Source organism: Bradyrhizobium sp. Ai1a-2 (assembly GCF_000426245.1).
Classification (GTDB): domain Bacteria; phylum Pseudomonadota; class Alphaproteobacteria; order Rhizobiales; family Xanthobacteraceae; genus Bradyrhizobium.
The window spans coordinates 45,028-66,929 of record NZ_AUEZ01000019.1 but is presented as its reverse complement, the minus strand read 5'-3'; the positions used below and the strand labels follow the sequence as shown (position 1 = coordinate 66,929).

23 protein-coding genes are annotated in these 21,902 nt (G+C 63.4%); 12 read left to right on the top strand and 11 right to left on the bottom strand.

The features are described 5' to 3' along the window. Positions 1-25 precede the first annotated feature (25 nt). On the bottom strand, positions 26-697 hold the full coding sequence (locus K288_RS0115405; RefSeq protein ID WP_027580379.1) for a DUF4286 family protein: 672 nt from the start codon (positions 695-697) through the stop codon (positions 26-28). Between the two features lie 49 nt (positions 698-746). After that, a complete protein-coding gene (locus K288_RS0115400) occupies positions 747-2,303 on the bottom strand; it encodes a winged helix-turn-helix domain-containing tetratricopeptide repeat protein (protein WP_027580378.1) in 1,557 nt (518 codons plus the stop codon). Positions 2,304-2,464: 161 nt separating this feature from the next. On the opposite strand from K288_RS0115400, the gene K288_RS0115395 reads away from it, so the two are divergent. Together K288_RS0115395 and K288_RS0115390 are read left to right on the top strand one after the other, a co-directional pair. Further along, the gene (locus tag K288_RS0115395) at positions 2,465-3,445 is read left to right on the top strand and encodes a tripartite tricarboxylate transporter substrate-binding protein (RefSeq protein ID WP_027580377.1); all 981 of its coding nucleotides are present in this window, start codon (positions 2,465-2,467) and stop codon (positions 3,443-3,445) included. A 52-nt stretch (positions 3,446-3,497) separates the two neighbouring features. Next, positions 3,498-4,514 (top strand): methyltransferase, encoded by a 1,017-nt coding sequence (locus K288_RS0115390; RefSeq protein WP_027580376.1) that lies wholly within the window; start codon positions 3,498-3,500, stop codon positions 4,512-4,514. Positions 4,515-4,560: 46 nt separating this feature from the next. Here K288_RS0115390 and K288_RS0115385 read toward each other — a convergent pair whose 3' ends face one another. After that, complete coding sequence (locus tag K288_RS0115385; RefSeq protein WP_027580375.1) at positions 4,561-5,304, bottom strand: SDR family oxidoreductase; 744 nt, start codon at positions 5,302-5,304, stop codon at positions 4,561-4,563. A 217-nt stretch (positions 5,305-5,521) separates the two neighbouring features. Here K288_RS0115385 and K288_RS0115380 point away from each other — a divergent pair, with 217 nt between their 5' ends. Together K288_RS0115380 and K288_RS0115375 are read left to right on the top strand one after the other, a co-directional pair. Then, entirely contained in the window at positions 5,522-6,031 is a 510-nt protein-coding gene (locus K288_RS0115380; protein WP_027580374.1) for a DUF4269 domain-containing protein, read from the top strand. Between the two features lie 120 nt (positions 6,032-6,151). After that, positions 6,152-6,946 carry an alpha/beta hydrolase gene (locus tag K288_RS0115375; protein WP_027580373.1) on the top strand — a complete coding sequence of 265 codons (795 nt, stop codon included), beginning with the start codon at positions 6,152-6,154 and terminating at the stop codon, positions 6,944-6,946. Between the two features lie 31 nt (positions 6,947-6,977). Here the strand turns inward: K288_RS0115375 and K288_RS53630 are convergent, their stop codons facing one another. After that, positions 6,978-7,136, bottom strand: coding sequence for a hypothetical protein (locus tag K288_RS53630; protein ID WP_210164430.1), 159 nt, complete (start codon positions 7,134-7,136; stop codon positions 6,978-6,980). Between the two features lie 30 nt (positions 7,137-7,166). Further along, positions 7,167-7,604, bottom strand: a complete 438-nt coding sequence (locus K288_RS0115365; RefSeq protein ID WP_027580372.1) for a hypothetical protein — start codon at positions 7,602-7,604, stop codon at positions 7,167-7,169. A gap of 358 nt (positions 7,605-7,962) precedes the next feature. Between K288_RS0115365 and K288_RS45545 the strand changes: the two genes are divergently transcribed. Then, positions 7,963-10,152, top strand: coding sequence for a caspase domain-containing protein (locus K288_RS45545; RefSeq protein WP_043159917.1), 2,190 nt, complete (start codon positions 7,963-7,965; stop codon positions 10,150-10,152). 13 nt (positions 10,153-10,165) lie between these two features. On the opposite strand, the gene pip is transcribed toward K288_RS45545, so the two are convergent. From pip to pqqA, 6 genes are all read right to left on the bottom strand, one after another. Continuing rightward, complete coding sequence (gene pip / locus K288_RS0115355) at positions 10,166-11,152, bottom strand: prolyl aminopeptidase (protein ID WP_027580371.1); 987 nt, start codon at positions 11,150-11,152, stop codon at positions 10,166-10,168. Next, positions 11,142-12,350 carry a pyrroloquinoline quinone biosynthesis protein PqqE gene (pqqE, locus tag K288_RS0115350; RefSeq protein ID WP_027580370.1) on the bottom strand — a complete coding sequence of 403 codons (1,209 nt, stop codon included), beginning with the start codon at positions 12,348-12,350 and terminating at the stop codon, positions 11,142-11,144. Before pqqE ends, pip begins: the two co-directional genes overlap by 11 nt. Then, positions 12,347-12,655 (bottom strand): pyrroloquinoline quinone biosynthesis peptide chaperone PqqD, encoded by a 309-nt coding sequence (gene pqqD / locus K288_RS0115345; protein WP_027580369.1) that lies wholly within the window; start codon positions 12,653-12,655, stop codon positions 12,347-12,349. Before pqqD ends, pqqE begins: the two co-directional genes overlap by 4 nt. An 11-nt stretch (positions 12,656-12,666) precedes the next feature. Then, complete coding sequence (gene pqqC / locus K288_RS0115340) at positions 12,667-13,446, bottom strand: pyrroloquinoline-quinone synthase PqqC (RefSeq protein ID WP_027580368.1); 780 nt, start codon at positions 13,444-13,446, stop codon at positions 12,667-12,669. Continuing rightward, on the bottom strand, positions 13,443-14,372 hold the full coding sequence (pqqB, locus tag K288_RS0115335) for a pyrroloquinoline quinone biosynthesis protein PqqB (RefSeq protein WP_027580367.1): 930 nt from the start codon (positions 14,370-14,372) through the stop codon (positions 13,443-13,445). Before pqqB ends, pqqC begins: the two co-directional genes overlap by 4 nt. Before the next feature lie 135 nt (positions 14,373-14,507). Beyond that, on the bottom strand, positions 14,508-14,588 hold the full coding sequence (pqqA, locus tag K288_RS50570; RefSeq protein WP_035635412.1) for a pyrroloquinoline quinone precursor peptide PqqA: 81 nt from the start codon (positions 14,586-14,588) through the stop codon (positions 14,508-14,510). Between the two features lie 258 nt (positions 14,589-14,846). On the opposite strand from pqqA, the gene K288_RS0115325 reads away from it, so the two are divergent. The 7 genes from K288_RS0115325 to K288_RS0115295 all read left to right on the top strand — a co-directional run bounded on the left by K288_RS0115325 (position 14,847) and on the right by K288_RS0115295 (position 20,999). Further along, positions 14,847-15,107 (top strand): hypothetical protein, encoded by a 261-nt coding sequence (locus tag K288_RS0115325; RefSeq protein ID WP_027580366.1) that lies wholly within the window; start codon positions 14,847-14,849, stop codon positions 15,105-15,107. A 177-nt stretch (positions 15,108-15,284) separates the two neighbouring features. Continuing rightward, positions 15,285-16,559: a PQQ-dependent sugar dehydrogenase gene (locus K288_RS0115320; protein WP_027580365.1), complete on the top strand. Its 1,275-nt coding sequence runs from the start codon at positions 15,285-15,287 to the stop codon at positions 16,557-16,559. 114 nt (positions 16,560-16,673) lie between these two features. Continuing rightward, positions 16,674-17,243 carry a c-type cytochrome gene (locus K288_RS0115315; RefSeq protein ID WP_027580364.1) on the top strand — a complete coding sequence of 190 codons (570 nt, stop codon included), beginning with the start codon at positions 16,674-16,676 and terminating at the stop codon, positions 17,241-17,243. Between the two features lie 223 nt (positions 17,244-17,466). Beyond that, positions 17,467-18,858: an amidase family protein gene (locus tag K288_RS0115310; protein ID WP_027580363.1), complete on the top strand. Its 1,392-nt coding sequence runs from the start codon at positions 17,467-17,469 to the stop codon at positions 18,856-18,858. Between the two features lie 97 nt (positions 18,859-18,955). Continuing rightward, complete coding sequence (locus K288_RS0115305; RefSeq protein ID WP_027580362.1) at positions 18,956-19,432, top strand: glutathione peroxidase; 477 nt, start codon at positions 18,956-18,958, stop codon at positions 19,430-19,432. Beyond that, positions 19,429-19,692 carry a DUF3297 family protein gene (locus tag K288_RS0115300; RefSeq protein WP_027580361.1) on the top strand — a complete coding sequence of 88 codons (264 nt, stop codon included), beginning with the start codon at positions 19,429-19,431 and terminating at the stop codon, positions 19,690-19,692. Before K288_RS0115305 ends, K288_RS0115300 begins: the two co-directional genes overlap by 4 nt. A 137-nt stretch (positions 19,693-19,829) precedes the next feature. Then, positions 19,830-20,999 carry a mandelate racemase/muconate lactonizing enzyme family protein gene (locus K288_RS0115295; RefSeq protein ID WP_027580360.1) on the top strand — a complete coding sequence of 390 codons (1,170 nt, stop codon included), beginning with the start codon at positions 19,830-19,832 and terminating at the stop codon, positions 20,997-20,999. Positions 21,000-21,902 lie beyond the last annotated feature (903 nt).

The following is a 21,902-nucleotide window of genomic DNA, read 5'->3' as shown; positions in this document are numbered from 1 at the left end:
ATTGAATCAGAACCGAAGCTCGGGATCACGCGCGGGGCAGGTCGCTTTTGGCGAGATCCCACATCAGCCGGTAAATGCCGCTGGATATCACCAGAGGCTTGCAGGCGGCATTGTCAGCCACCAGCGCCGCGGCTGCCGGAACGGCTTTCACGTCGGTGGCGTCGATCAGCACGAACCAGTCACCGGCGCCCGGGGCGGCATTCGACGCATCTGATGTCAGCGGCTTCGAGAGGGCAGGGTCGTTTTCGATCAAGTGGAGGGAGATGATCCCATCGAGCTTGGCGGGATCGAGCTGGTCTCGCAGGGCTTCGCGCAGCCGATCCTTGCCGTTGCCGGGCGGGCGGAGCCGGATAATGCCGAGCGCAGCGCCGCGGCCGGTGCCCCGGCTGATGGTGATGCGCGCGACGCCGCGGATCATGTTCTTGAAGCGCGCGATGTTGGCCTTGGACCATTCGGTCTGGTTGGCGAGTGCGCTGCGGTAGGCCGGGCTGTCCAACACCTCGAAGGTCGCCGTCGAGTAGAGGCTCAGATATTTCGGCTTTCCCTCGTGTGCGACGTAGCGACGCGCCTCCAGGAAGCCATCGATGGCGACGCGTTCCTCGAGATGCTCGCGGTCGTACCAGCGATTGAACTCGGCCTCGTCGGCGGGATCGATATCCATCGACGTCAGCAGCATGCCTTTTCCGGCCAAGGGCATTGATGTTCTCCGGGGTCAGGTTTCAACGGCGGAGTTACTGCCCGCCAATTCAGCCGTTCGGTAGCCCTGCTTTGCGCATACCTTCTGCGATCCGTGCGCGCTGCGCGAGACAGGTTGGGTTGTCCGTCGGCGCGCTGGCGAGGAAGTGGGAGAGCGTGAAATCGGGATCAAGGGCCAGTCCCGCTTGTACCGAAGCCTGTGCTTCCTCGATCCGCTCAAGATGCGCCAAGGCCGCGGCAAGGTAGAAGTGAACGAACGCGGCGACATTCCGATTGGTCTCGATCGATCGCTTGAACCAGCAGGCAGCGGCTTCATCGGCTGCAAGATACGACTGCGCGACACCAGCTGTATTCATCCAGCTGAACGCCCGGTTGTCGCGTGGCGAAAGCCGAAATGCCTCTATGACATGGGCTTCAGTTTCCTCGGCTCGACCGAGATAACACTTGCCAAGCCCGATCCACGCGTAGGCGGAGGCCAGGTTTCGGTCCAGCGCCAACGCGCGTTCACATGCGGCAATGCCCTGAGCGGCGCGCTTGGTAAAGATCTGGACCACGCCAAGGAGGCAATGCGCTAGTGCGTGGTTTGGCACATACGCAAGGACCTTGGTCAAAGACTGTTCGGCCGCCAGGAGGCGCGCGGTCCGGTCGCCAGTCTGCATGGACGTTCCCCGAATGGCATCGACAAACGCCACGCCAACCATCGCCTCAACGTTGCCGGAGTCCAGGCCGAGGGCCTGTTCGAAATAGTTGCGCGCTTGCGACAGGTTTGCGGGATCCGAGCCGCGGTGCACATTCGCCATGCCCTGGAAATACAGGTCCATCGAATCCGGATGTGGCGCCCGCGCCGCACGCCGCGCCTCGGCCGTGACCAGCTCTGTTCCGAGCTGATTGGCAAGACGTGCGCCAATTTCGTCCTGCATGTCGAAGAGATCGGCGAGCGTCTTGTCGAATCGTTCGGCCCACAGATGATTGCCGCTTTCGGCATCGATGAGCTGGACGTTGATACGCATGCGGCTTCCGCTACGCTGCACGGAGCCCTCAAGGACATAGCGAACGCCGAGCTCGCGACCGATCTGCTGCAAACCAACATGCTTTCCCTTGTAGGTGAAAGCCGTGTTCCGGCCGATCACGAAGATCCCGACCATGCGTGACAAATCCGTTGTCAGGCTTTCGGTCACGCCGTCGACGAAATATTCCTGCTCGGGATCAGGGCTCAGATTGGTGAACGGCAGAACGACCAGCGAGGGTTTGTCAGGAATGGCAAAGCCCGGTTGCGGTGAGCCGCCCGCCGGCCCAGACGTTTCGTGCACCGTGCCAATGAAACGGACACCCTTGCGCGGAAAGGTCCTGATGAGGCGCTGTTCATCTCCGGAATCGCCAATCGCCTTGCGCGCAGCGTTCAGGCGGGTGGTCAGGGCAACATCCGAAACGACGCGGCCTTGCCAAATGGCTTTGATGAGGTCGTCCTTGCTGACGACGCGTTCCCGGTTGCCGATCAGGTAGTCGAGCAAGTCGAAGACCTTCGGCGCGATGGCGACCACATCCGTCCCGCGACGCAGCTCGCGCCGGGCGGTATCGAATGAAAAATCTTCAAAAAAATAGCGCAAGTCACTTCACCGCACGGCGGTCAGTCGTGGACGCCTCTATGCTGAGAGCAAGAGTAAGCCGACGATAAGAGAAAAGTAAGCCGGAGGCCAAGCATATCCATCCTTGCCATGGTACATCCTACGGTAGAACCGTGCCGTAGATGGAAGCGGGGAGGCAGTCGATGATTACACGTCGTGACTTGTTGATGGTATCAGCAGCCAGTGCCGCGTTCTCTGCCACGGGTTTCGTGCCGCGGGCCATCGCACAACCGATTGCAAAAACGGTGCACATATTGACGGGCTTCACGCCTGGGCTGCAGGACGCCCTGGCAAGGCTCATTGCCGGACAGATGAGCGACTATGCCGAAACGATCGTGGTCGAGACCCGGCCGGGTGCAGCCGGTCGTGTCGCGGTGGAGGCCGTAAAGACCGCTGATGCCGACGGAACGGTCATGCTGCTCGCACCGCTCGGATTCATGATGCTCTTTCCGCACGTCTACAAGACGCTCAAATATGAGCCGCGGGATTTCACGGCGGTGTCGACCGTCGCCTCGACCCCGACATTGCTGACGGTAGGTCCGAAGGTGCCGCGCGACGTAAGAACGCTTGCGGATTTCGTCACATGGTGCCGCGGCAATCCAACGCAGGCCACCTATGGCACGGCGGGTGTTGGTACCACGCTGCATTTCATGGGCGCGCTGCTCGGCCGCACCGCCGGCTTCGATTTCGTTCACGTGCCCTATCAAGGCAATGGCTCCATTCAGGATCTGCTCAAGGGCGAAATCGCATCAGCCGTCATGCCGGTCGGCAGTTCGCTCGGTCTTGTCCGATCCGGAGATCTTCGGGCGCTCGTGACCACCGGGCCACGACGCAGTGCGTTTCTTCCGGATGTGCCGACCGTGGCGGAAGCCGGTTATCCGTCGCTCGAGGACCTCACATGGTACGGGTTTTTCGTTCCCGCGAAGACGCCGGCTCCCATCGTCGAGCGCCTCAATGGTTCCATCCAGGCTGCCCTCCGCGTCGACGAGGTGAGATCCGGCATGGTAAAGCTGGCAGTTGAGCCCGACGCGATCGCGATGGACGACTTCGCCCGGCTGATCGCATCCGAATCCGAGCGTTGGAAGGCGATCGTGCAGGCAACGGGATTCACTCCGACCAATTGAATATCGCCGGTAGCGGCCGCAGGCCTGGGCTCTCATCCTCCTGGAGGAGTATATGAGCGGATCAGAATCGATATTCGATCTCGTGCAGTCTCATCGCATCACGGCGGTGATCTATGCCGCCGCCAAGCTCGATCTCGCCGAGACCCTTGGAGATGATGCAAAATCGGCAGCCGAGCTCGCGCGATTGGTGTCTGCGGAAGAAAGCGCGCTGCGCAGGCTGCTCGTTGCCCTGACAACGATTGGTGTCTGCAACCAAACCGGCGGTGACAGGTTTGGGATGACCGACCTCGGCCGACAGCTTGACCGGAATGCCTATCCGTCTTTCAAGGACTGGGTCCTCTTCGAAGGCGAGGTTCTCGTGCGATCCTGGGCCGGCCTTGTCGATTCCGTTCGCTCCGGGAAGACCGCAACTGAGATCCGGGGAGAGGGACATGACCGCTATGCCGTGATGGGCAATTCGCCGGAAGTCGTGAGCCGGTTCAATGCCGCGATGGTCAGTCTGACGCGGAGCCTCGTTCCGAAAATCGTTCAGGCATACGATTTCTCGAAGGCGAACATCGTCATGGATCTCGGCGGCGGCTCAGGCGAACTGATCGCCGGCGTGCTGCTGCATAATCCGAATCTCAGGGGAATAGCTTTCGATCTTGCACGCTGCGAGACCGCGGCGCGAGAGCATTTTAACCGGGTTGGGATCGCCGACCGCTGCCGGTTCGTTGCCGGCGATTTCTTCGAGGCGGTTCCGCGCGGCGCCGATACGATCCTGATGAAAAGCATCCTCCATAATTGGAGGGACGATCGGAGCGAGATCATATTGCGCAAGTGCCGGGATGCGCTTCCAGTGGGCGGCAAGCTCATCATCATCGAGCGGATCATGCCAGAGCTTCCGACGACGGCCGCTCGAGACCGCGAGCGCGCCATGAGCGACCTCAACATGCTGCGGGAGCCTGGCGGCCTGGAGCGGACTGAAGCCCAGTATCGCGCCCTTGCCGAGTCGGCCGGCTTCACGTTTGCAGGCATCTCCAACGCCGGCGCGTTCAGCCTTCTCCAGTTCGACAAAGTCGCGAACTGAAGTCTGTTTGGCTCCAACCCTTGGTCAACCGAGGCTCCCGCCGGCGCTAAGCCTTCGCGAGCCATGTTTTCAGATCGGTTGGTCCAAGCCAGGCTGTTCCGCTCGGCGTCAGGGAGTCATCGTCGATCGGTGCGCCGTAATACTGCGCAGTTGGATCGCCGATAACCGATCGGCTGTCACCTGATGCCTTGAGGCGGCGCGCAATGAATTCGTTGAACGGCGCCTTGTCCGGGCCTGCAATATCCACCGTGCCGTTCAGCGGCTGTCCGACCGCGGCCCCTGCGAGGTAGTCGACGATATCGTCGGCTGCGATTGGCTGAAACATTGCCGTTGGAACGACAATCCTGTTCCCGATCGCTCCGGTTTCGGCGATGGCGCTCAGGAATTCGAAGAACTGGGTCGCGCGCACGATGGTGTAGGGAACGCGGGACGATTTGATCAATGTCTCTTGCGCGACCTTGGCCCGAAAATAGGCGATATCCGGCGAGCGGTCGGTCCCGACAATCGACAGCGCGACGTGATGCGTCACGCCGGCCGCGGTTTCCGCAGCAAGCAGATTGCCAGTCGAACGCTCGAAGAAGTCGAGCACCGCTGCGGGTTCCCAGGATGGCGAATTGGAAACGTCCACCGCGACCTGCGCACCGGCGAGCGCCGTAGCGAGCCCTTCCCCCGTCACCGCGTTCACACCCGACCGCGGCGAGGCCGGCACGGCCTCGTGTCCCTGTTGGCTGAGCTTCGCTACCAGCTTCGAGCCGATCAGCCCGGTGCCGCCAATGACGATGATCTTCATGACGCTCTCCCTCAGCGTTCGCGAAGGCGAGTCATTGCGGATTGCGGATTGACGATTGGGTGACTCGCCAACAAGCACGCAAATTATCTCACGAGCCGCGGCGTCCAGCAACACTCGGCAGCGATGATGGAAGATCGCGTGAAATGTGGTACTGCGAATGCTATTCTCAGAAAGGCTGAGAGCCGAAGCGGTGGCGGTTTCGTCCCGGCGGGCAACGATGGAATACGAAGCCGCGATCATTGGCTCAGGTGTGCTGGATGTGCTCCGCGCGTTCGACCCGCGTGTGGTCGGGACGCTTCCCTTGGCGCTTTCCGTGCCGGGAAGCGATATCGACATTGTCTGCCACGCATTTGACCCGGTGGCCTTTGCCGCGACGATCTGGAGACAATACCAATCCTGCGTCGGCTTCCGTCTCTATCAGTGGACCTCCTCGGGACAACCGGTGGTGGCCCGCTTCGAATGGGGCGGGTGGCCCTTCGAGGTGTTCGGGGATGCACGGCCGGTGGATCAACAGCACGGCTGGCTGCATTTTGAGATCGAGAAAAGATTGCTGGCTCTCGACGACGGACGCCTCCGCAAGGCGGTCCTTCAGCAGAGGTCGGCGGGGATCAAGACAGAGCCCGCCTTCGCAGCCGTTCTTGGGATAGAAGGCGATCCCTATCGCGGTTTGCTCGAACTCGCCTCCGAGAGCGACGTTCAGCTGCGCGCTCGGCTGTACTCACTATGAAGAATTGTCCGACGCACCGCCGACGATCCGCTCTGTTACCACTGTAGCTCAAATTCCGTCGCCTTTGTCAGACCGATGCCGCAAGCTTGGATGACGGAAAATGGCAAGCAGGAGAATGAAGTGCCCTACGCGGACGTTAACGGTCAGCGGCTCTATTACGAGGACACGGGCGGGTCCGGCCCGGCAGTAATCTTCTCGCACGGACTGTTGCTTGACGGCACGATGTTCTCTCCGCAGGTGATGGCGCTCCGGGATAGATACCGGTGCATCCTGTGGGACGAGCGCGGGCATGGGAAGACCGCCACGGAAACGTTGCCGCCCTTTTCTTACTATGACTCCGCAAACGATCTCTCTGCACTTCTTGCGTTTCTCGGCATCGAGAGCGCCATTCTCGTCGGCGTGTCTCAGGGCTCCTTCCTGGGTATGAGATGCGCCTTGACGCATCCCGAACGCGTCCGTGCCTTGGTCTTGATCGCGACGCAGGCAGGCGTAGATGATGCGCAAACACTCGCGAGCTATCGGGCGCTACTTGGCGCATGGATCGCAGGCAAGCTGCCGGACGAAATCGCCACCACGGTCGAGCACATCATTTTCGGTCCCCACTGGGCCGGCGCTTCCGCCTGGAAGGAAAGGTGGCGCGCCATGACGGCGCCAAATCTCTTGAGCTGTCTCGACACGCTCGCTCGCCGAGACGATATCACCGACAAGATCTCCGCGATCCGCGTCCCCGCACTGGTCATCCATGGCGACGCCGATGCCGCCATTCCCCTCTCCAGGGCGCAAGCCATGAAGCAAGCAATCCCCAATGCGGAATTGATCGTGATTGCCGGCGGTCACTCCGTCAACATGACGAACCCAGGCCCCGTGAACGCAGCGATCAAGGACTTCTTGGAACGACATCGTCTCGTTGCTTGAGCGCGCAATCGCCTTTGGGCGCAAAGCCTGCTCAATCGGAGAGAACGGCTTCGAACAGCGTGAAGCCTGCGCCGTCCATCAGCGGCACGATGCGGACAAGCCGGAAACCTGCGCGCTCCAGCAGAGACCACTCGCTTTGGCTGGCATGGGTATGGCCGACGCGCTCGCCCATCCCAATCGGCTTGGTCACGCGATCGCGGAAATAGATGACAGGTCCCGGTCACCTCATCGTAATGGTGACGCGAGCCAGGCTGGCCGAAAGCTCCACGCCCAACCTGGGTCCGCGAAGCACCAGGACGACGCCATTCGCATTCCGCAGGCGCGCCGCGCCAGCTCCGGCGACGAGAGCGCCGGCGGCTCCGACCGCAGTGTAGGTGCCTGCCAGATCGCCGGGATTGCGCAGGTTCTGGGCCTGCCCAACGAATTCGTTGACTGTCAGCGCAAGCGTGGCGCCGAAGCTCGCGCCCCAAACGTCGAAGGGATATTGTCTTCCGCGGAATGTCAGCACGCCTGTACCATTGCCGACAGCGGCGATGATCCCGGCCTTCGAGAAGAGGACATGCACGGTGCCGGTGTCTGCCAGCGAAGGACCGGTCGTCGCCATCCACGCGGCGAACGTCATCAGGCTGGATGCAATGGCACCGCGAAGGTCGCGCATGAGACCTGGTCCCTGTGTTCTGAACGCTGAGGTCGGAAATCCGAGCTTGAAACGAGACAATCCTGATCACGCGCAGGAACGCTTGAGCTAGATCAAGGCGGACTTTGTCCGAATGGAAATGCGCCGGCTCCGGAATTCCAAACCTGCGAACTGGAATCATGCTCAACGCCTGCGGCTTCAAGCGGTATGTCCGTCAGCCACGGTTCCAATTCACTGACGGCGTAGAAAGGGCCGCGACGAAAAGCCCGTGGAACGCCGAGGGGAGGCCAAGGATTGCCATAATTGGCGTACTCCTTGTTCACCGATGGTTCACCCGTCGAGGAATCCAATCGATTGGCATCCGATAGGGGATACGATCATGACGCGCATTCTGTTGGCATTGTTTATCGGCCTGGTGTCATCGATTGCGCTGCCCGCACAGGCGCAGGAGCAGGAGAAGCGGGTCGCGCTGGTGATCGGCAACGGCGCCTACGCGAGCGGCGCGCTGCCGACCGCGGCCAACGATGCGGGCCTCGTGGCGCAGACGCTTCAGGCCGCGGGCTTCGACGTCGTCGGCGCGCGTGACCTCGACGGCGAGACGCTTCGGAAGTCGTTCCGCGAGTTCGTGCAGAAGGTCCAGGAGGCGGGACCGAACACGGTCGCCTTCGTCTATCTCGCCGGCTACGGCGTGCAGCTTACCGGTGAGAATTACTTCGTTCCGGTCGATGCCAAGATCGCCCGCGACATCGATGTTCCGGTCGAAAGCCTGCGGCTGTCGGACTACATGCGCCAGCTCTCCGCGCTTCCGGTGAAGGCCAACATCATCGTGCTCGACGGCGCGCGCGCGAATTCCTTTGCCAAGGAGGGGCAGCCGCTCGCCGGCGGCTTGGCGCTGGTCGAGCCCGATGCGAAGATGCTGGTGGCGTTCAATGCCGCGCCTGGGACGATCGCGCCCGAAGGCCAGCCGCCTTACGGCCCCTACGCGCAGGCGCTCGCGGAGATGATCCGCGCCGGCGGCCTGCCGCTGCCCGAGCTGTTCGACCGCGTCCGCCTGCGCGTCAGCGACATGACCAAGGGTGCGCAGATTCCGTGGAACGCGCAGAAGATCGACACGCCCTTCATGTTCTTCGAGCGGCAGCAGGACGCGCCGCCGACCCAGGTGGATGCCAGCGTCCGCGACAAGCCGATCCGCGACTTCGACGCCAAGGACGCCTATGCCGCCGCGCTGGAGCGCGACACGCTGCAGGGCTACGAAGACTTCCTGCAGGCGTTTCCGAATGATCCGCTTGCCAAGCGGGTGAGGGCGATCGTCGCTGCGCGGCGCGAGGCGATCACCTGGGGGCGGACCTATCGCACCGATTCGCCGGATGCCTATTGGTCCTATCTCCATCGCTATCCGCGTGGCCCGCATGTCGCAGATGCGCGGCGGCGTCTTATGATCCTTTCGGCAGCGCTGGAGCCGCCGCCGTCCTTTGCGCCGATCGACTACGATGTCCCTCCACCGCCGCCCGATGAGTTGATGTATGTGGACGATCGGCCGGTGCTCTATTTCGACGACCCGGTGTACGCCTTTGCGCCGCCGCCACCGCCGCCGGTGTTCTTCCTGCCGCCACCGCCGCCGGATTTCGTGGTGCTGCCGCCACCGCCGCCTCCGGTCGCACTGTTCGTGCTCCCCGTTCCGCTGTTCGTGCCGATCCCGGTCTATGTCCGGCCGCCGATCTACGTTGCGCCGCCGCCGAACAACATCGTGTTCGCCAACATCCACAACCGGACTGTTATCAACGAGGTCATCAACAATCCGAACCCAACCCCGGCGCAGCTTGGCGCACTCGGGACGAAGTTCAATGGTGGCGGAGTTCGACCGGCGATAGCGCCATCGCTGCCGCCCGCCGCGGCCCAGCGGGCCAATCTGGTCCAGCCATCGCCGCAAGGCGCCGCTCAGCCGGCGCTGGGCACCAAGTTTGCGCCGCCCGCGTCAACAGCGCCGGGCGCGGCACCCAACGCCGCCGGCGCGCATGCGCTGCCGGGCGCCGGGAGGCAGCCATTGCCGCAGGCGACAGCGCCCGCGACCGCCGCGCAGCCTGATCCGGGCTCCAAGGCGACCAGACTGACGGCTCCGCCCAACGCGGCTGGTGCCAATGCGCCGGCCGGGACCAGGGGCCAGCCTTCGCCGCAGACCGCGACGGCGCCTGCCACCGGCGCGCAGCCGAACGTGACCAGGCCTGGAGCTTCGCCGAGCGTTGCCGCTGCGCCGACCGACACGAAACTCAACCGGGCAACGCGCGGACAGCGCCCATCGGCCGCACGGCCGGCGGATATTCCAAGGGCCGCTGGCGCGCCGCCGTCGCGCCACGCGCCCGCGGCAACCGCATTGGCGAGGCCGACGCCATCAGTCGCTCCGCGCGCCGCGGCGCCACCGCCACGCATGGCCGCGCCACCACCGCCGCGGGTCGCATCACCGCCGCCGCAGATGCATCAGGTGCAGCGCGCCGCGCCACCGCCGCGGCCTGCTGCGCCGGCCGCTCGCGGAGGAGCGGCCTGCCCGCCTGGCAGGTGCCCGCAGCATTGACTCATGGGAAGCTCTAGCCCGCCTTGCGCGAGGCGAGATCCGCGATTGCCCTCATCACGGCGTCGCGGACACCTGGGTCGTAGAGGATGTGCCCGGCGCCTTCGGCGATGCGGACTTCGGCCTTCGGCCAGCGTGCGGCCAGTGCAAACGATGTGGCCGGCGGACACAGCAGATCGTAGCGGCCCTGCACCAGGATGCCGGGAATCTCCGCAAGCTTGCCGATTTCGTTCATCAACTGGTCGGGCGCCATGAAGCAGTCATTGGCGAAGTAATGCGCCTCCATGAACGGCGTCGCGGGCAGGGCACGCGAAGAGTTCAGCGAGGCGGGATCAAGCCGTACGCGGGCGGGCGCGTGGACGGAGAGGATGTGCTCGGTATCATGCCAGGCGCGCGCGGCGGGGCCGTGCACCGCCGGATCCGCATCGAGGATGCGCCGCCAATAGGCCTCGAGCGGCCGGTCGCGCTCCTCGATCGGCAGCAGGCTCAGGAAGTCCGCCGACAGCGCGGGATAGAAGCGCGGCAGCGTGTCGAGAAAGACGCTCTCCAATTCGGCGCGCGTGCCGAGGAAGGTTGCGCGCAGCACAAGACCGGTGACGCGCTCCGGATGCGCTTGCGCATAGGCCAAAGCGAGCGTCGCGCCCCAGGAGCCGCCGACCACCAGCCAGCGCTCGAAGCCGAATTTCTGCCGGATCGTCTCCATGTCCGCGATCAGGAGCGGCAGCGTGTTGGCCTCGCGCTTTCCCTTCGGCCGGCTGCGTCCGGCGCCGCGCTGGTCGAACAGCACTGCATGAAAGCGCTCGGGATCGAACAGGCGGCGGTGATCAGCCTGGCAGCCGCTGCCGGGGCCGCCATGCAGATAGACCGCCGGCACGCCGCCCTCGCGGCCGACGCTCTCGACATAGATCTCGTGATCGTCGCCGACATCAAGGAATTCGGAGGTCAGTGGCGCGAAGGGATCCGTGCGGCCCAATGATTTGCCTGCCTCGGCGTCAGGCGCCATGGTCGCCTTCTGTCTCCAGCGTGCCGCCGGCGAAATTGCGATAGAGGAAGCGGTTGTTGTTGGCGGCCGCCTCGGTCTCCGCGAGCTTGAAGATCCTCTCGTGCATCGGCGACAGCGTGCAGGCCGGGTCGGTATTGCCGGCATCGCCGGTCAGCGCAAAGGCCTGGCAGCGGCAGCCGCCGTAATCGACCTCGCGGAATTCGCAGGATTTGCATGGCTCGGGCATCCAGCCCGTGCCGCGATAGCGGTTGAAGGCTTCCGAGTTCTGCCAGATCCAGGCGATCGAGTGGTTCGAGCGCACGGATTCGAACTCAAGCCCGGTGATGCTTTCGGCGGCATGGCACGGGAGCACCTTGCCGGCCGGCGAGATGTTGAAGAACTGCCGGCCCCAGCCGCCCATGCACTTCTTCGGCCGCAGCGCGTAATAATCCGGCACCACGTAATCGATCGCGAGCACGCCTTTCAGCCGAGCCTGCGCCTCCTCGACGATACGGCTGGTCTCCTCGATCTGCGCGATCGTCGGCATCAAGGCGGCGCGGTTCTTCAGCGCCCAGCCGTAATACTGCACGTTGGCGACTTCCAGCCGGTCGGCGTCGAGATCGACCGCCATCTGGATGATATCGGAAAGCTGGTGCAGGTTCTGCCGGTGCATCACCGCATTGACGGTGAGCGGCAGGTCGAGCTCGCGCGTCCACCTCGCGGCCTGGATCTTCTTCTCGTGCGAATTCTTCAGGCCCGCGACACGGTCGGCCACGACAGGCTCGTTGCCCTGGAAGCTGATCTGCACATGGCAGAGGCCGGCGTCGGCGAGCGCCGCCAGTCTTTCCTTCGTCAGCAGCACGGCCGACGTGATCAGGTTGGTATAGAGCCCGACATCGTTAGCGTGCTGCACCAGCTCGACGAGATCCTTGCGCGCGGTCGGCTCGCCGCCGGAGAAATGGATCTGCAGCACGCCGAGCTCGACGAGCTCGGTCATCACCTTCTTCCATTCCTCGGTGGTGAGCTCGCTGCCGGAGCGGTCGAGCTCGACCGGGTTGGAGCAATAGGGGCATTGCAGCGGGCAGCGGTGCGTCAGCTCCGCGAGCACTGCCAGCGGAATGCCATAGCTCGTCGCAGTCGAGCGGCGCTGCTCCAGCACTGTAAGACCGTCAGTCGGAGCCACAGCCTCCGTCTTGCCTTCGGTGAGAATGTCGCTCATGGCGTCTTCTCCCGTACCTCCGTGAGAAAACCCTTGTCCGCCAGGTCCTGCAGCATCGCGATCACGTCGGTCAAGATCGCCTCGCGCGGTGCGGCGTATTTCGCGGCAAGGTGATCGACCATCTCGGCGACGCTGCGCTCGCCGTCGCAGAGCTGCAGCACTTCGACCGCGATCTCATCCGGCGCCAGCACGCGTTCCGGCGCCAGGATCACCCAGACCTGCCGTGTCTCGTCGAACTTCAGCTTGGCATGCCGCGGCAATTTCGGCCGGCTTGCCTCGCTGACGCTGATGTTGCGGCCCGCCATCAAAAAATCCTCTAGCTCGCCGTCGGCACGAAGGCGCCGGGCGGGATATGGCCGTCGACATAGGCATGATAGAGCGCGTCGAGCTGCACCCACAGCACGCTGGTCTTGAAGATCAGCGCATTGCAGACCGCCTCGCGCTCAGCCTGTGTCGTGGCGTGCTTCTTGACATAGTCGAGCGCAAAGCCGGCATCGCGCGGCGCCTGCTGCAGGCGGCGCTTGAAATAGCTCATGATATCAGGATTGACGAAGTCATAGTGCTGCAGCATCCCGGAGATGCGCTCCTCATGCAGGTTCGGCGCGAACAGCTCCGTCAGCGACGAGGCGATTGCCTCCAGGGGCGTGCGGTCGCGGCAGAAATGCACATAGGCTTCGACTGCAAAGCGCGTCGCCGGCAGGATGCCTTCGGTCGATTCGACATAGGCGCTGTCGAGGCCGAGACCTTCGGTCAGCTTCAGCCAGCGCTCGATGCCGCCTTCGCTATCGACGTCGCCGTCATGGTCCTCGATGCGGTGGCGCCATTCGATGCGGGTACTGCGGTCGCGGAAGCGCGAGATCACGATCGCGTCCTTGATCGGGATCGTGCTCTGGTAATAGTAGCGGTTCAGCGCCCAGGCCTGCACCTGGCCCTTGTTCAGCTTGCCGCCGTGCAAGAGCTTATGGAACGGATGCAGGTTGTGATAGCGCGTCGCGCCGATATGGCGCAGCACGGCTTCCAGCTCCTCGGCGCTATCAAGCGACACGCCCTTGCCGATCGAATAGGCGGTCATCGCGCTGGGTAAAGGTGCGTTCAAAGTTCAATCTCCGTTCCATCGGCGGGGATTTGCCAGCCGGCCCGCTCTGCGGCCTTCCGCTCGGGCGAACCTTTCAACAGGGCCGGGTTGGAGTTGTTGATATGCAGGAACAGTTTTCGGCCGATATCAAGCTCCGAAAGGCTCTCGATCGCGCCATGGCCGCCTGACATCGAAATATGTCCCATCCCCTGACCGGTCTTGTTGCCGAGTCCCGCCGCGATCAACTCGTCGTCGCGCCACACCGTGCCATCGAAGAACACCAGCGGCGCACCTGCAAGCCGAGATTTCAAATCGTCGGTCACGCGCGCGCAGGCGGCGAGGAAGTAGAAATATTTGCCGCTGGCCTTTTCCGCAATGCGTAAGCCCAGCGTATCGCCTGCGCCGTCACTGCCGGCCGGATGCGCCTTGCCCTCGAGATACCACGCGCCCTTGCCGGGAACCTCGAACGGCAGCACGTCGAGCCCGGAAGGCGAGCCGTCGGGCAAAGCGGGCTCGAAGGCGCGGTCCACCTCGATCGGCCGGCGCTTCACGTTCTTCTCGCTCAGCACGTCGAAGACGCTGTTGGACTTCAGGATCGCGAGCACCCGCTGGTGCGCGTAGATCGTGAACGGCGAGCCCTCGCGCATCGACAATAGTCCCGCGATCGCGTCGATCTCACCGTTGGTGAGGATGACGCCCGCGATCGGACTGTGGCGAAGCTCGCCACGCCTGGGGTGCAATTGCGGCGCAGCAATCACTTGCTGGCGCAGGTCCGGCGAGGCGTTGATCAGGAACCAATGCGCGCCGTCAGCGCTGACCGCGATCGAGGCCTGGGTGCTCTGCAGTTCCGGCGCTTCGCCTCTTGCCTTGATGCAAACCGGGCAGCCGCAGTTCCACTGCGGAATACCACCACCGGCCGCCGCGCCGAGGACGACGACGCGAAGCATGATCCGTCTCCTGGCGAAAACCCGATAGACAGGGACACAACAAAATAGACCCGGGCGTCAACATCCATCCCTTTTGGGGAAGGTCGGACGCCCGCAAGTCCAGCTTAGGTGAGAGGATTTGGCTGTCGCGTCCGCTTACTTGCGGGTCGCGCACATATACATGTTGATTTCCATGCCCACGGAAACTTCGACGATCTTTGGTGCTTTCCAGGCCATTGAGCCCTCCTTAATTGAAACCGGGACGTATTCCGCCCTACTCGACAAAGTAATGCGGGCGAAAAAGTTCGCCAGTTAAATTTTGACGTGCTGCGCTGCATCAGTCATGCTGCGTCGCACCAGGGAATTCACGCAGTTGTGCGAGAGCCGCAAATCAAATCGCACGTTTCGTTATTGTTCGCATTGCGATCAGTAGCAATTCTGGGTTTGAGAGGGGGCTTCCACCGCAAGGGGTCTCAACCGGAGTGTCTGCCGCCGATGCCGCGCTATTTCTTCAACACCCGTATCGGCGATGAGCTGATCTCCGACCCCGAAGGTGAAATCCTGCGGGATCCCGATCGCGCCTGGGAGATGGCACGCGCGATGATTCGGGAACTGTTGCGGACGGAAGGCGCCGACGCCACGCTTTTGAATGCGGTCATCGAGGTGACCGACGACGAGGGCGATATCGTGCTCGAATTTCCATTCTCCGAGGCGATCATCGGTTTGCCGGATCCAGGTTCGGTCACGAAACATTGAAGGTCTGCGCGGTCGTTCTGCGGTAAATCGCTTTCCCGCCACGATTCCGACCATCTTCCGGATTGCGCATCCGCGAATGAATGTTGGAAACTGCCAATCACGAAGCCACGCCGGCATGCGCAGGGCGCTGCGCATGCGAGGACCAACAGGCTTTCGCATCTGGGGAGAACCACCACAATGAACAACTTGACCATGCCGCGCGGCCTTGTTTTGGCCGGCGCCCTCGTTGGCGCATTCACGCTCGCCGCCCATGCCCAGCAGCCCGCCAATCCGCCCGCGGCAGACGCAGCACCCGCCGCGGCGCAGCCGCTGCCGCCAGGCTCGCCCCTGATCGGGCGGCCTGACAACGAGGCGGCTGCCAAGCTTGCCCCGGTCGCGCCGCCGCCGCTTGCGGCCGCGCCCGACAAATTGCCCCTCGCCAAGCTCAAGGTGCCGGCCGGCTTCAACGTCGAGGTTTACGCCGCCGGCATGGCGAATGCGCGCTCGCTGGCGCAGAGCGACAAGGGCACGGTGTTCGTCGGCAGCCGCCTGGTCGACAAGGTCTACGGCATCGTCAACAAGGACGGCAAACGGCAGGTGAAGGTGATCGCCTCAGGCCTCTACCGCCCGAACGGCGTCGCCTTCAAGGACGGCACGCTCTACATCGCGGAACTCTCGAAGGTCTCCAAGATCGAGAAGATCGACGACGTTATCGACAATGCGCCGAAGCCGACGGTGATCTACGACAATCTCCCGAAGGACGAGGCCCATGGCTGGAAGTTCATCGCCATCGGCCCGGACAACAAGCTCTATGTCCCGGTCGGCCAGCCCGGCAACAACGTGCTGCATGACGATGCGCATGGCCAGATCCGGCGCATCAATCTCGATGGCTCGGGCGCTGAAGTCTATGCGGTCGGCGTGCGCAACACGGTCGGCTTCGACTGGAATCCGGAGACCAAGAACCTCTACTTCACCGACAACGGCCGCGACTGGCTGTCGGAGACGGTGCCGGAGGATGAGCTCAACCGCGTGACCAAGGCCGGCGAGGATTTCGGCGCGCCGTTCTGCTACCAGGGCAACATCATCGACCAGGAGCTCGGCTGGGGCAAATCCTGTAGCGACTACACCCCGCCGGTCGGCCTGATGGGCCCGCACACCGCCGCGCTCGGCATGCGCTTCTACACCGGCAACATGTTCCCGAAGACCTACAAGAACGCGATCTTCGTCGCGCGCCACGGCTCCTGGAACAAGTCGAAGAAGCAGGGCGGTGACGTCGCCGTGGTCAAGCTCGACAAGGACGGCAAGGTGAAGTCGGTCGAGCCGTTCCTCACCGGCTTCCTCGAGGACAACAAATATGTCGGCCGTCCCGTCGACGTGATGCAACTGAAGGACGGTTCGCTGCTCGTCTCCGACGACTGGAACGGCGCCGTCTACCGCATCAGCTACGGCAAGCAGAAGGTTGCGGGGCAGTAGGTCGTACTCTCTCCGTCATTGCGAGCGAAGCGAAGCAATCCATTCCTCCACTTGCGGAGGCATGGATTGCTTCGTCGCTTCGCTCCTCGCAATGACGACAGCGCGAGGAAGAGCATGCACAAAGCAATAGTGATCGCCTTGGCGCTCGCATCCATCACCTTCGCCGCCGGTGCCGCGACCATCCAGGAGCGCGCCGCGCCCTGTCTTGCCTGCCATGGCGAGCGCGGCATGTCGGAGACCGAGAACACGCCTTCGCTTGGCGCCCAGCAGGCGCCTTACGCGTTGATCCAGCTCTTCATGTTCCGCGAGAAGCTGCGCGCGTTCGACACCATGAACGAGATGGCAAAGGATCTGTCGGACGACGACCTCCGCACCTTTTCCGATTTCATCGCCACGCTGCCGAAGCCGGCGCCGCCGGCGGATGCCGGCGATTCCGCCCGCATGGCGCGCGGCCAGGCGCTCGCGCATCAATATCTCTGCAACAACTGCCACAGGCCGGATTTCTCCGGCAACGACAACGTCCCGCGCATCGCCAACCAGCGCGAGGACTATCTCAACAAGACGCTCAGCGAGTACAAGGACAACAGCCGCCACGGCTATGACGGCACCATGGCCGACGTGATGCAGCCGGTGACCAAAGAGCAAATCGCCGACCTTGCCTATTACATCGCCCGCTACCGCTAGGATTGAGGCGCTCTGGCGCTGGTCATGATCTGCGTGCGACGCTATAGCATGATGCAGTAGGGTTGATCGGCGCGGCTCTTCACCTTTCCCGCTTGCGGGGGAGGTCGGCGCGTAGCGCCGGGTGGGGGCTCTCTCCCCACAGATAGTCCCGTCGTGGAGACACCCTCACCCCAGCCCTCTCCCGCAAGCGGGAGAGGGAGCGGAGGTCGCAACGGAGTTGGCAATGGAAGAACTTTGGCGCCTGTCGGCCGCGGATCTGGCCGGCCTGATCAAATCGAAAAAGGTATCGGCGAGGGAGGCGGCGACTGCTGCCCTGGCGCGGCTGGATGCGGTCAATCCCAAGCTGAATGCCGTGGTCGACCATAGGCCTTCGGACGTGCTGGCGCAGGCGGACGCCATCGATGCCGCAATCGCCCGCGGCGAGGAGGTCGGCGCGCTCGGCGGCGTCCCCGTCACGATCAAGGTCAATGTCGACCAGGAAGGGTTTGCCACCACAAATGGGTTGAAACTGCAGCACGACGTGGTCGCGAACGCCAACAATCCCGTGGTCGAGAATTTGCGCAAAGCCGGCGCCGTCCTGCTCGGCCGCACCAATTGCCCGGCCTTCTCCTATCGCTGGTTCACCACCAACCTGATCCATGGCGACACCAAGAACCCGCGTGATCCTGGCATCACGCCGGGCGGCTCCTCCGGCGGCGCCGGGTCCGCGGTCGCGGCCGGCATCGGGCACATCGCGCATGGCACCGATATTGCGGGCTCGATCCGCTATCCGGCCTATGCCTGCGGCGTGCATGGCCTGCGGCCAAGCATGGGCCGCATCCCCGCCTTCAACGCGGCGCTGCCGGAACGGCCGATCGGCCCTCAGATCAGCGCGGTCTCCGGTCCGCTGGCGCGCACCGTCAACGACCTGCGCATCGCGCTCGCGGCGATGTCGGCCCGCGATATCAGAGATCCCTGGTGGATGCCGGTACCATTGGAAGGACCTGCGGTGCCGAAGCGCGTCGCGATGTGCCTCGATCCCGACGGGCTCAATCCGGTCGCGGAGGTGAAGGCGGCGGTCGCGGATGCCGGCAAGCGGCTCGAGCGCGCCGGCTGGACCGTCGAGGAGATCATGACAACGCCGTCGCTGCGCGAGGCCGCCGACCTCCAGACCAAGCTCTGGCTCGGCGACGGCTATGAGGCACAGCTCGCCGCCGCCGAGCGCGAGGGCGATCCCGGCGCGCTCGCCTGCCTGCGCGGCAACCGCGACAAGGTGCACCCGTTCGACCTTTCCAAGGCGCTGACCCGGCGGGCGACATTGACGCGCGAATGGCTGACGTTCTTCGAACAATACGCGGTGCTGCTGATGCCGGTCTCCGGCGAATTGCCGTTCCCGGATCAGCTCGATTGCAAGGACGATGCCTCGTTTACCCGGGTCTGGCACGCGCAACTGCCGCAGATCGCCATTCCCTTCATGGGCCTCCCCGGTTTGGTTGTGAGCACAGGATTGGTGGGCCGCATTCCGGTCGGCGTGCAACTGGTCTCGGGCCGCTACCGCGAGGATCTCTGCCTTGCCGCGGGCGAGGCGATCGAAGCCGGCGGCACGCCGTCTGCGGTCGTCGATCCCGCAGGCTGATCGAAGAATCGAACATGATGGTCTTAGGTCGAAGCGACGGCGCTGCTTCTCCCTCTCCCCGTCCTTACGGGGAGAGGGGCGGGGCGAGGTAAAGCGAATGACAAGCGTCTACGATTTCACCGCTCGCTCGCTGGCCGGCGAGGATGTTCCCCTGAAGCAGTTCGAGGGGCGGGTGCTGCTCATCGTCAACACCGCCAGCGCCTGCGGCTTCACGCCGCAATACAAGGGTCTCCAGGAACTCTATCTGGGGCTCTCGCCACGCGGCTTTTCGGTGCTCGGCTTTCCCTGCAACCAGTTCGGTGCACAGGAACCGGGCGATGAAAAGCAGATCGCAGAGTTCTGCGAAACCAATTACGCGGTGACGTTCCCGATGTTCGCCAAGATCGAGGTGAATGGTACGAACGCGCATCCGCTGTACGACTACCTGAAGAACGAGAAATCGGGCCTGCTCGGGCCGTCGATCAAATGGAATTTCACCAAATTTCTGGTTGACCGATCGGGCAGGGCGGTGGCGCGCCATGCACCCACCGCGCGGCCCGAAGGACTGAAGACAGCAATCGAGGCCTTGCTATGAGCGAGAACAACGAACCCACCCATGATGAACTGCCGGACCGCCTGTCGGTCGATCCGAACAGCCCGTACTACAACGCGGATGTCCTGGCGCGCGATGTCGGCATCCGCTTCAAGGGCGTCGAAAAGACCAATGTCGAGGAGTATTGCGTCAGCGAAGGCTGGGTGCGCGTCACCGCCGGCAATGCCAAGGACCGCTACGGCAATCCGCTGACCATCAAGGTCCACGGCCCGGTTGAGCCGTATTTCCGCGATAAGAAGTAGCGCCAACAGCTCTCAGCCGTCATTGCGAGGAGCGAAGCGACGAAGCAATCCATGTCTCCACAAGCGGTGAAATGGATTGCCGCGCTTCGCTCGCAATGACGGTGTAGAAAACCCCCACTCTCCAAGGCCAAAGAAACATGTTCGTCCGCATCATCGACATCCGCGAGGTGACCAAACCGATCTCCTCGCCGATCCGCAACGCCTATATCGATTTCACCAAGATGACGACGAGCCTGGTTGCCGTCGTCACCGACGTCGTGCGCGACGGCAAGCGCGTGGTCGGCTACGGCTTCAACTCCAACGGCCGCTACGGGCAGGGCGGTCTGATCCGCGAGCGCTTCGCGCCACGGCTGCTCGAGGCCGATCCGAAAACGTTGGTTGACGCGAGCGGCGACAATCTCGATCCGGACAAGGTCTGGTCGACCATGATGTCGAACGAGAAGCCCGGCGGCCACGGCGAACGGTCGGTTGCGGTCGGCACCATCGACATGGCGGTGTGGGACGCGGTTGCGAAGATCGCGAACAGGCCGCTGTTTCGCCTGCTCGCGGAGCGGCATGGCGTCAGGGCCAATCCGCATGTCTTCGTCTATGCCGCCGGCGGCTATTACTATCCCGGCAAGGATCTGTCCGCGCTGCGCGCGGAGATGCGCGGCTATCTCGACCGCGGCTACAATGTCGTGAAGATGAAGATCGGCGGCGCGCCGATTTCTGAAGACAGCGAACGGATCGAGGCCGTGCTGAAGGAGATCGGCAAGGACGCGCAGCTCGCGGTCGACGCCAACGGCCGCTTCGATCTGGAGACCGCGATCGCCTACGCCAAGATGCTGCGCGACTATCCGCTATTCTGGTACGAGGAAGCCGGCGATCCTCTCGACTTCGCGCTGCAGGCGGCGCTCGCGGAATTCTATCCGGCGCCGATGGCGACCGGTGAGAACCTGTTCAGCCATCAGGATGCGCGCAATCTCATCCGCTACGGCGGCATGCGGCCGGATCGTGACTGGCTGCAGTTCGACTGCGCGCTGTCCTATGGCCTCTGCGAATATCAGCGCACGCTGCAAGTGCTGAAGACCCACGGCTGGTCGCCAAGCCGCTGCATCCCGCATGGCGGCCACCAGATGTCGCTGAACATCGCCGCCGGCCTCGGCCTCGGCGGCAATGAGAGCTATCCCGACTTGTTCCAGCCCTATGGCGGCTTCCCCGACGGCGTGCGCGTCGAAAATGGCCACATCACCATGCCCGACCTTCCGGGCATCGGCTTCGAAGGCAAGAGCGATCTCTACAAGGAGATGAAAGCGCTGGCCGCTTAGGAAGTAGGGTGGGTTAGCGAAGCGTAACCCACCACTTCTGTTTCACTCGCGAAGACGACGGTGGGTTACGCTTCGCTAACCCACCTCACGAGGTCTTTCCGTCATTGCGAGCGGAGCGAAGCAATCCACCTCTCCACGCGTGGCGCTATGGATTGCTTCGCTCCGCTCGCAATGACGATGTGGTTGATTTGGGTGCGACAAATCAACCCGACGGGCAAATCACCAAAAGTCTGTCCACCCCTCGCACAAAAAACATTCCGCTTCCGTCGTCGGGCAAATCAGTGATTTAACTCCGCGCGTCTCACGGCGGATGAGGGGCGGCTCGCGATCGTCACGAACGTTGCGGTGAGATGCGGTGGACGTGAAGTGTGTGACTGACGAGCACGCGCATCACGGACGGCGAAGTCGTGTGGTCCTGGCGCCCCGACGCTGGCGCTAAGTCCTGGGGGATGGAAACATCCCCAAGGGCGACGGTGGCAAGAAAGCCCGGTCACCGGGGAGAGCACGAAGTAAGCCGTAAAACCATCGCGCAGGGAAAGCCGGAATGCTCCGGTTGAACCTGTGGTCCTACCCCCGTGCTTTTTGTTGCACGGGACCCACGGGTGCAACCAGCACCCGGCTTTCCCTGCGCCCTCTGTTATGGAGGAGGGTGAAACGAACGCAAAGCTCGGACGCAACGCGCCGCGAGAATGCGAACTCACATCCTCATGCTGTTTGAAATTTGAATCGGATATCACCCCGCGTCGTCCTGGGCTTGCGCGCCGCGGCGAAGCCTCTTGGCGTAGCCGGGACCCGGGACCCATAACCACGGCGTTTGCGATGCGCTCCGCTGCGACCGCTTGCTCGCCCACGACACCATCCTGTGGTTATGGCGACGGCGGTGCGAGGCGTGAGAGAATCGTA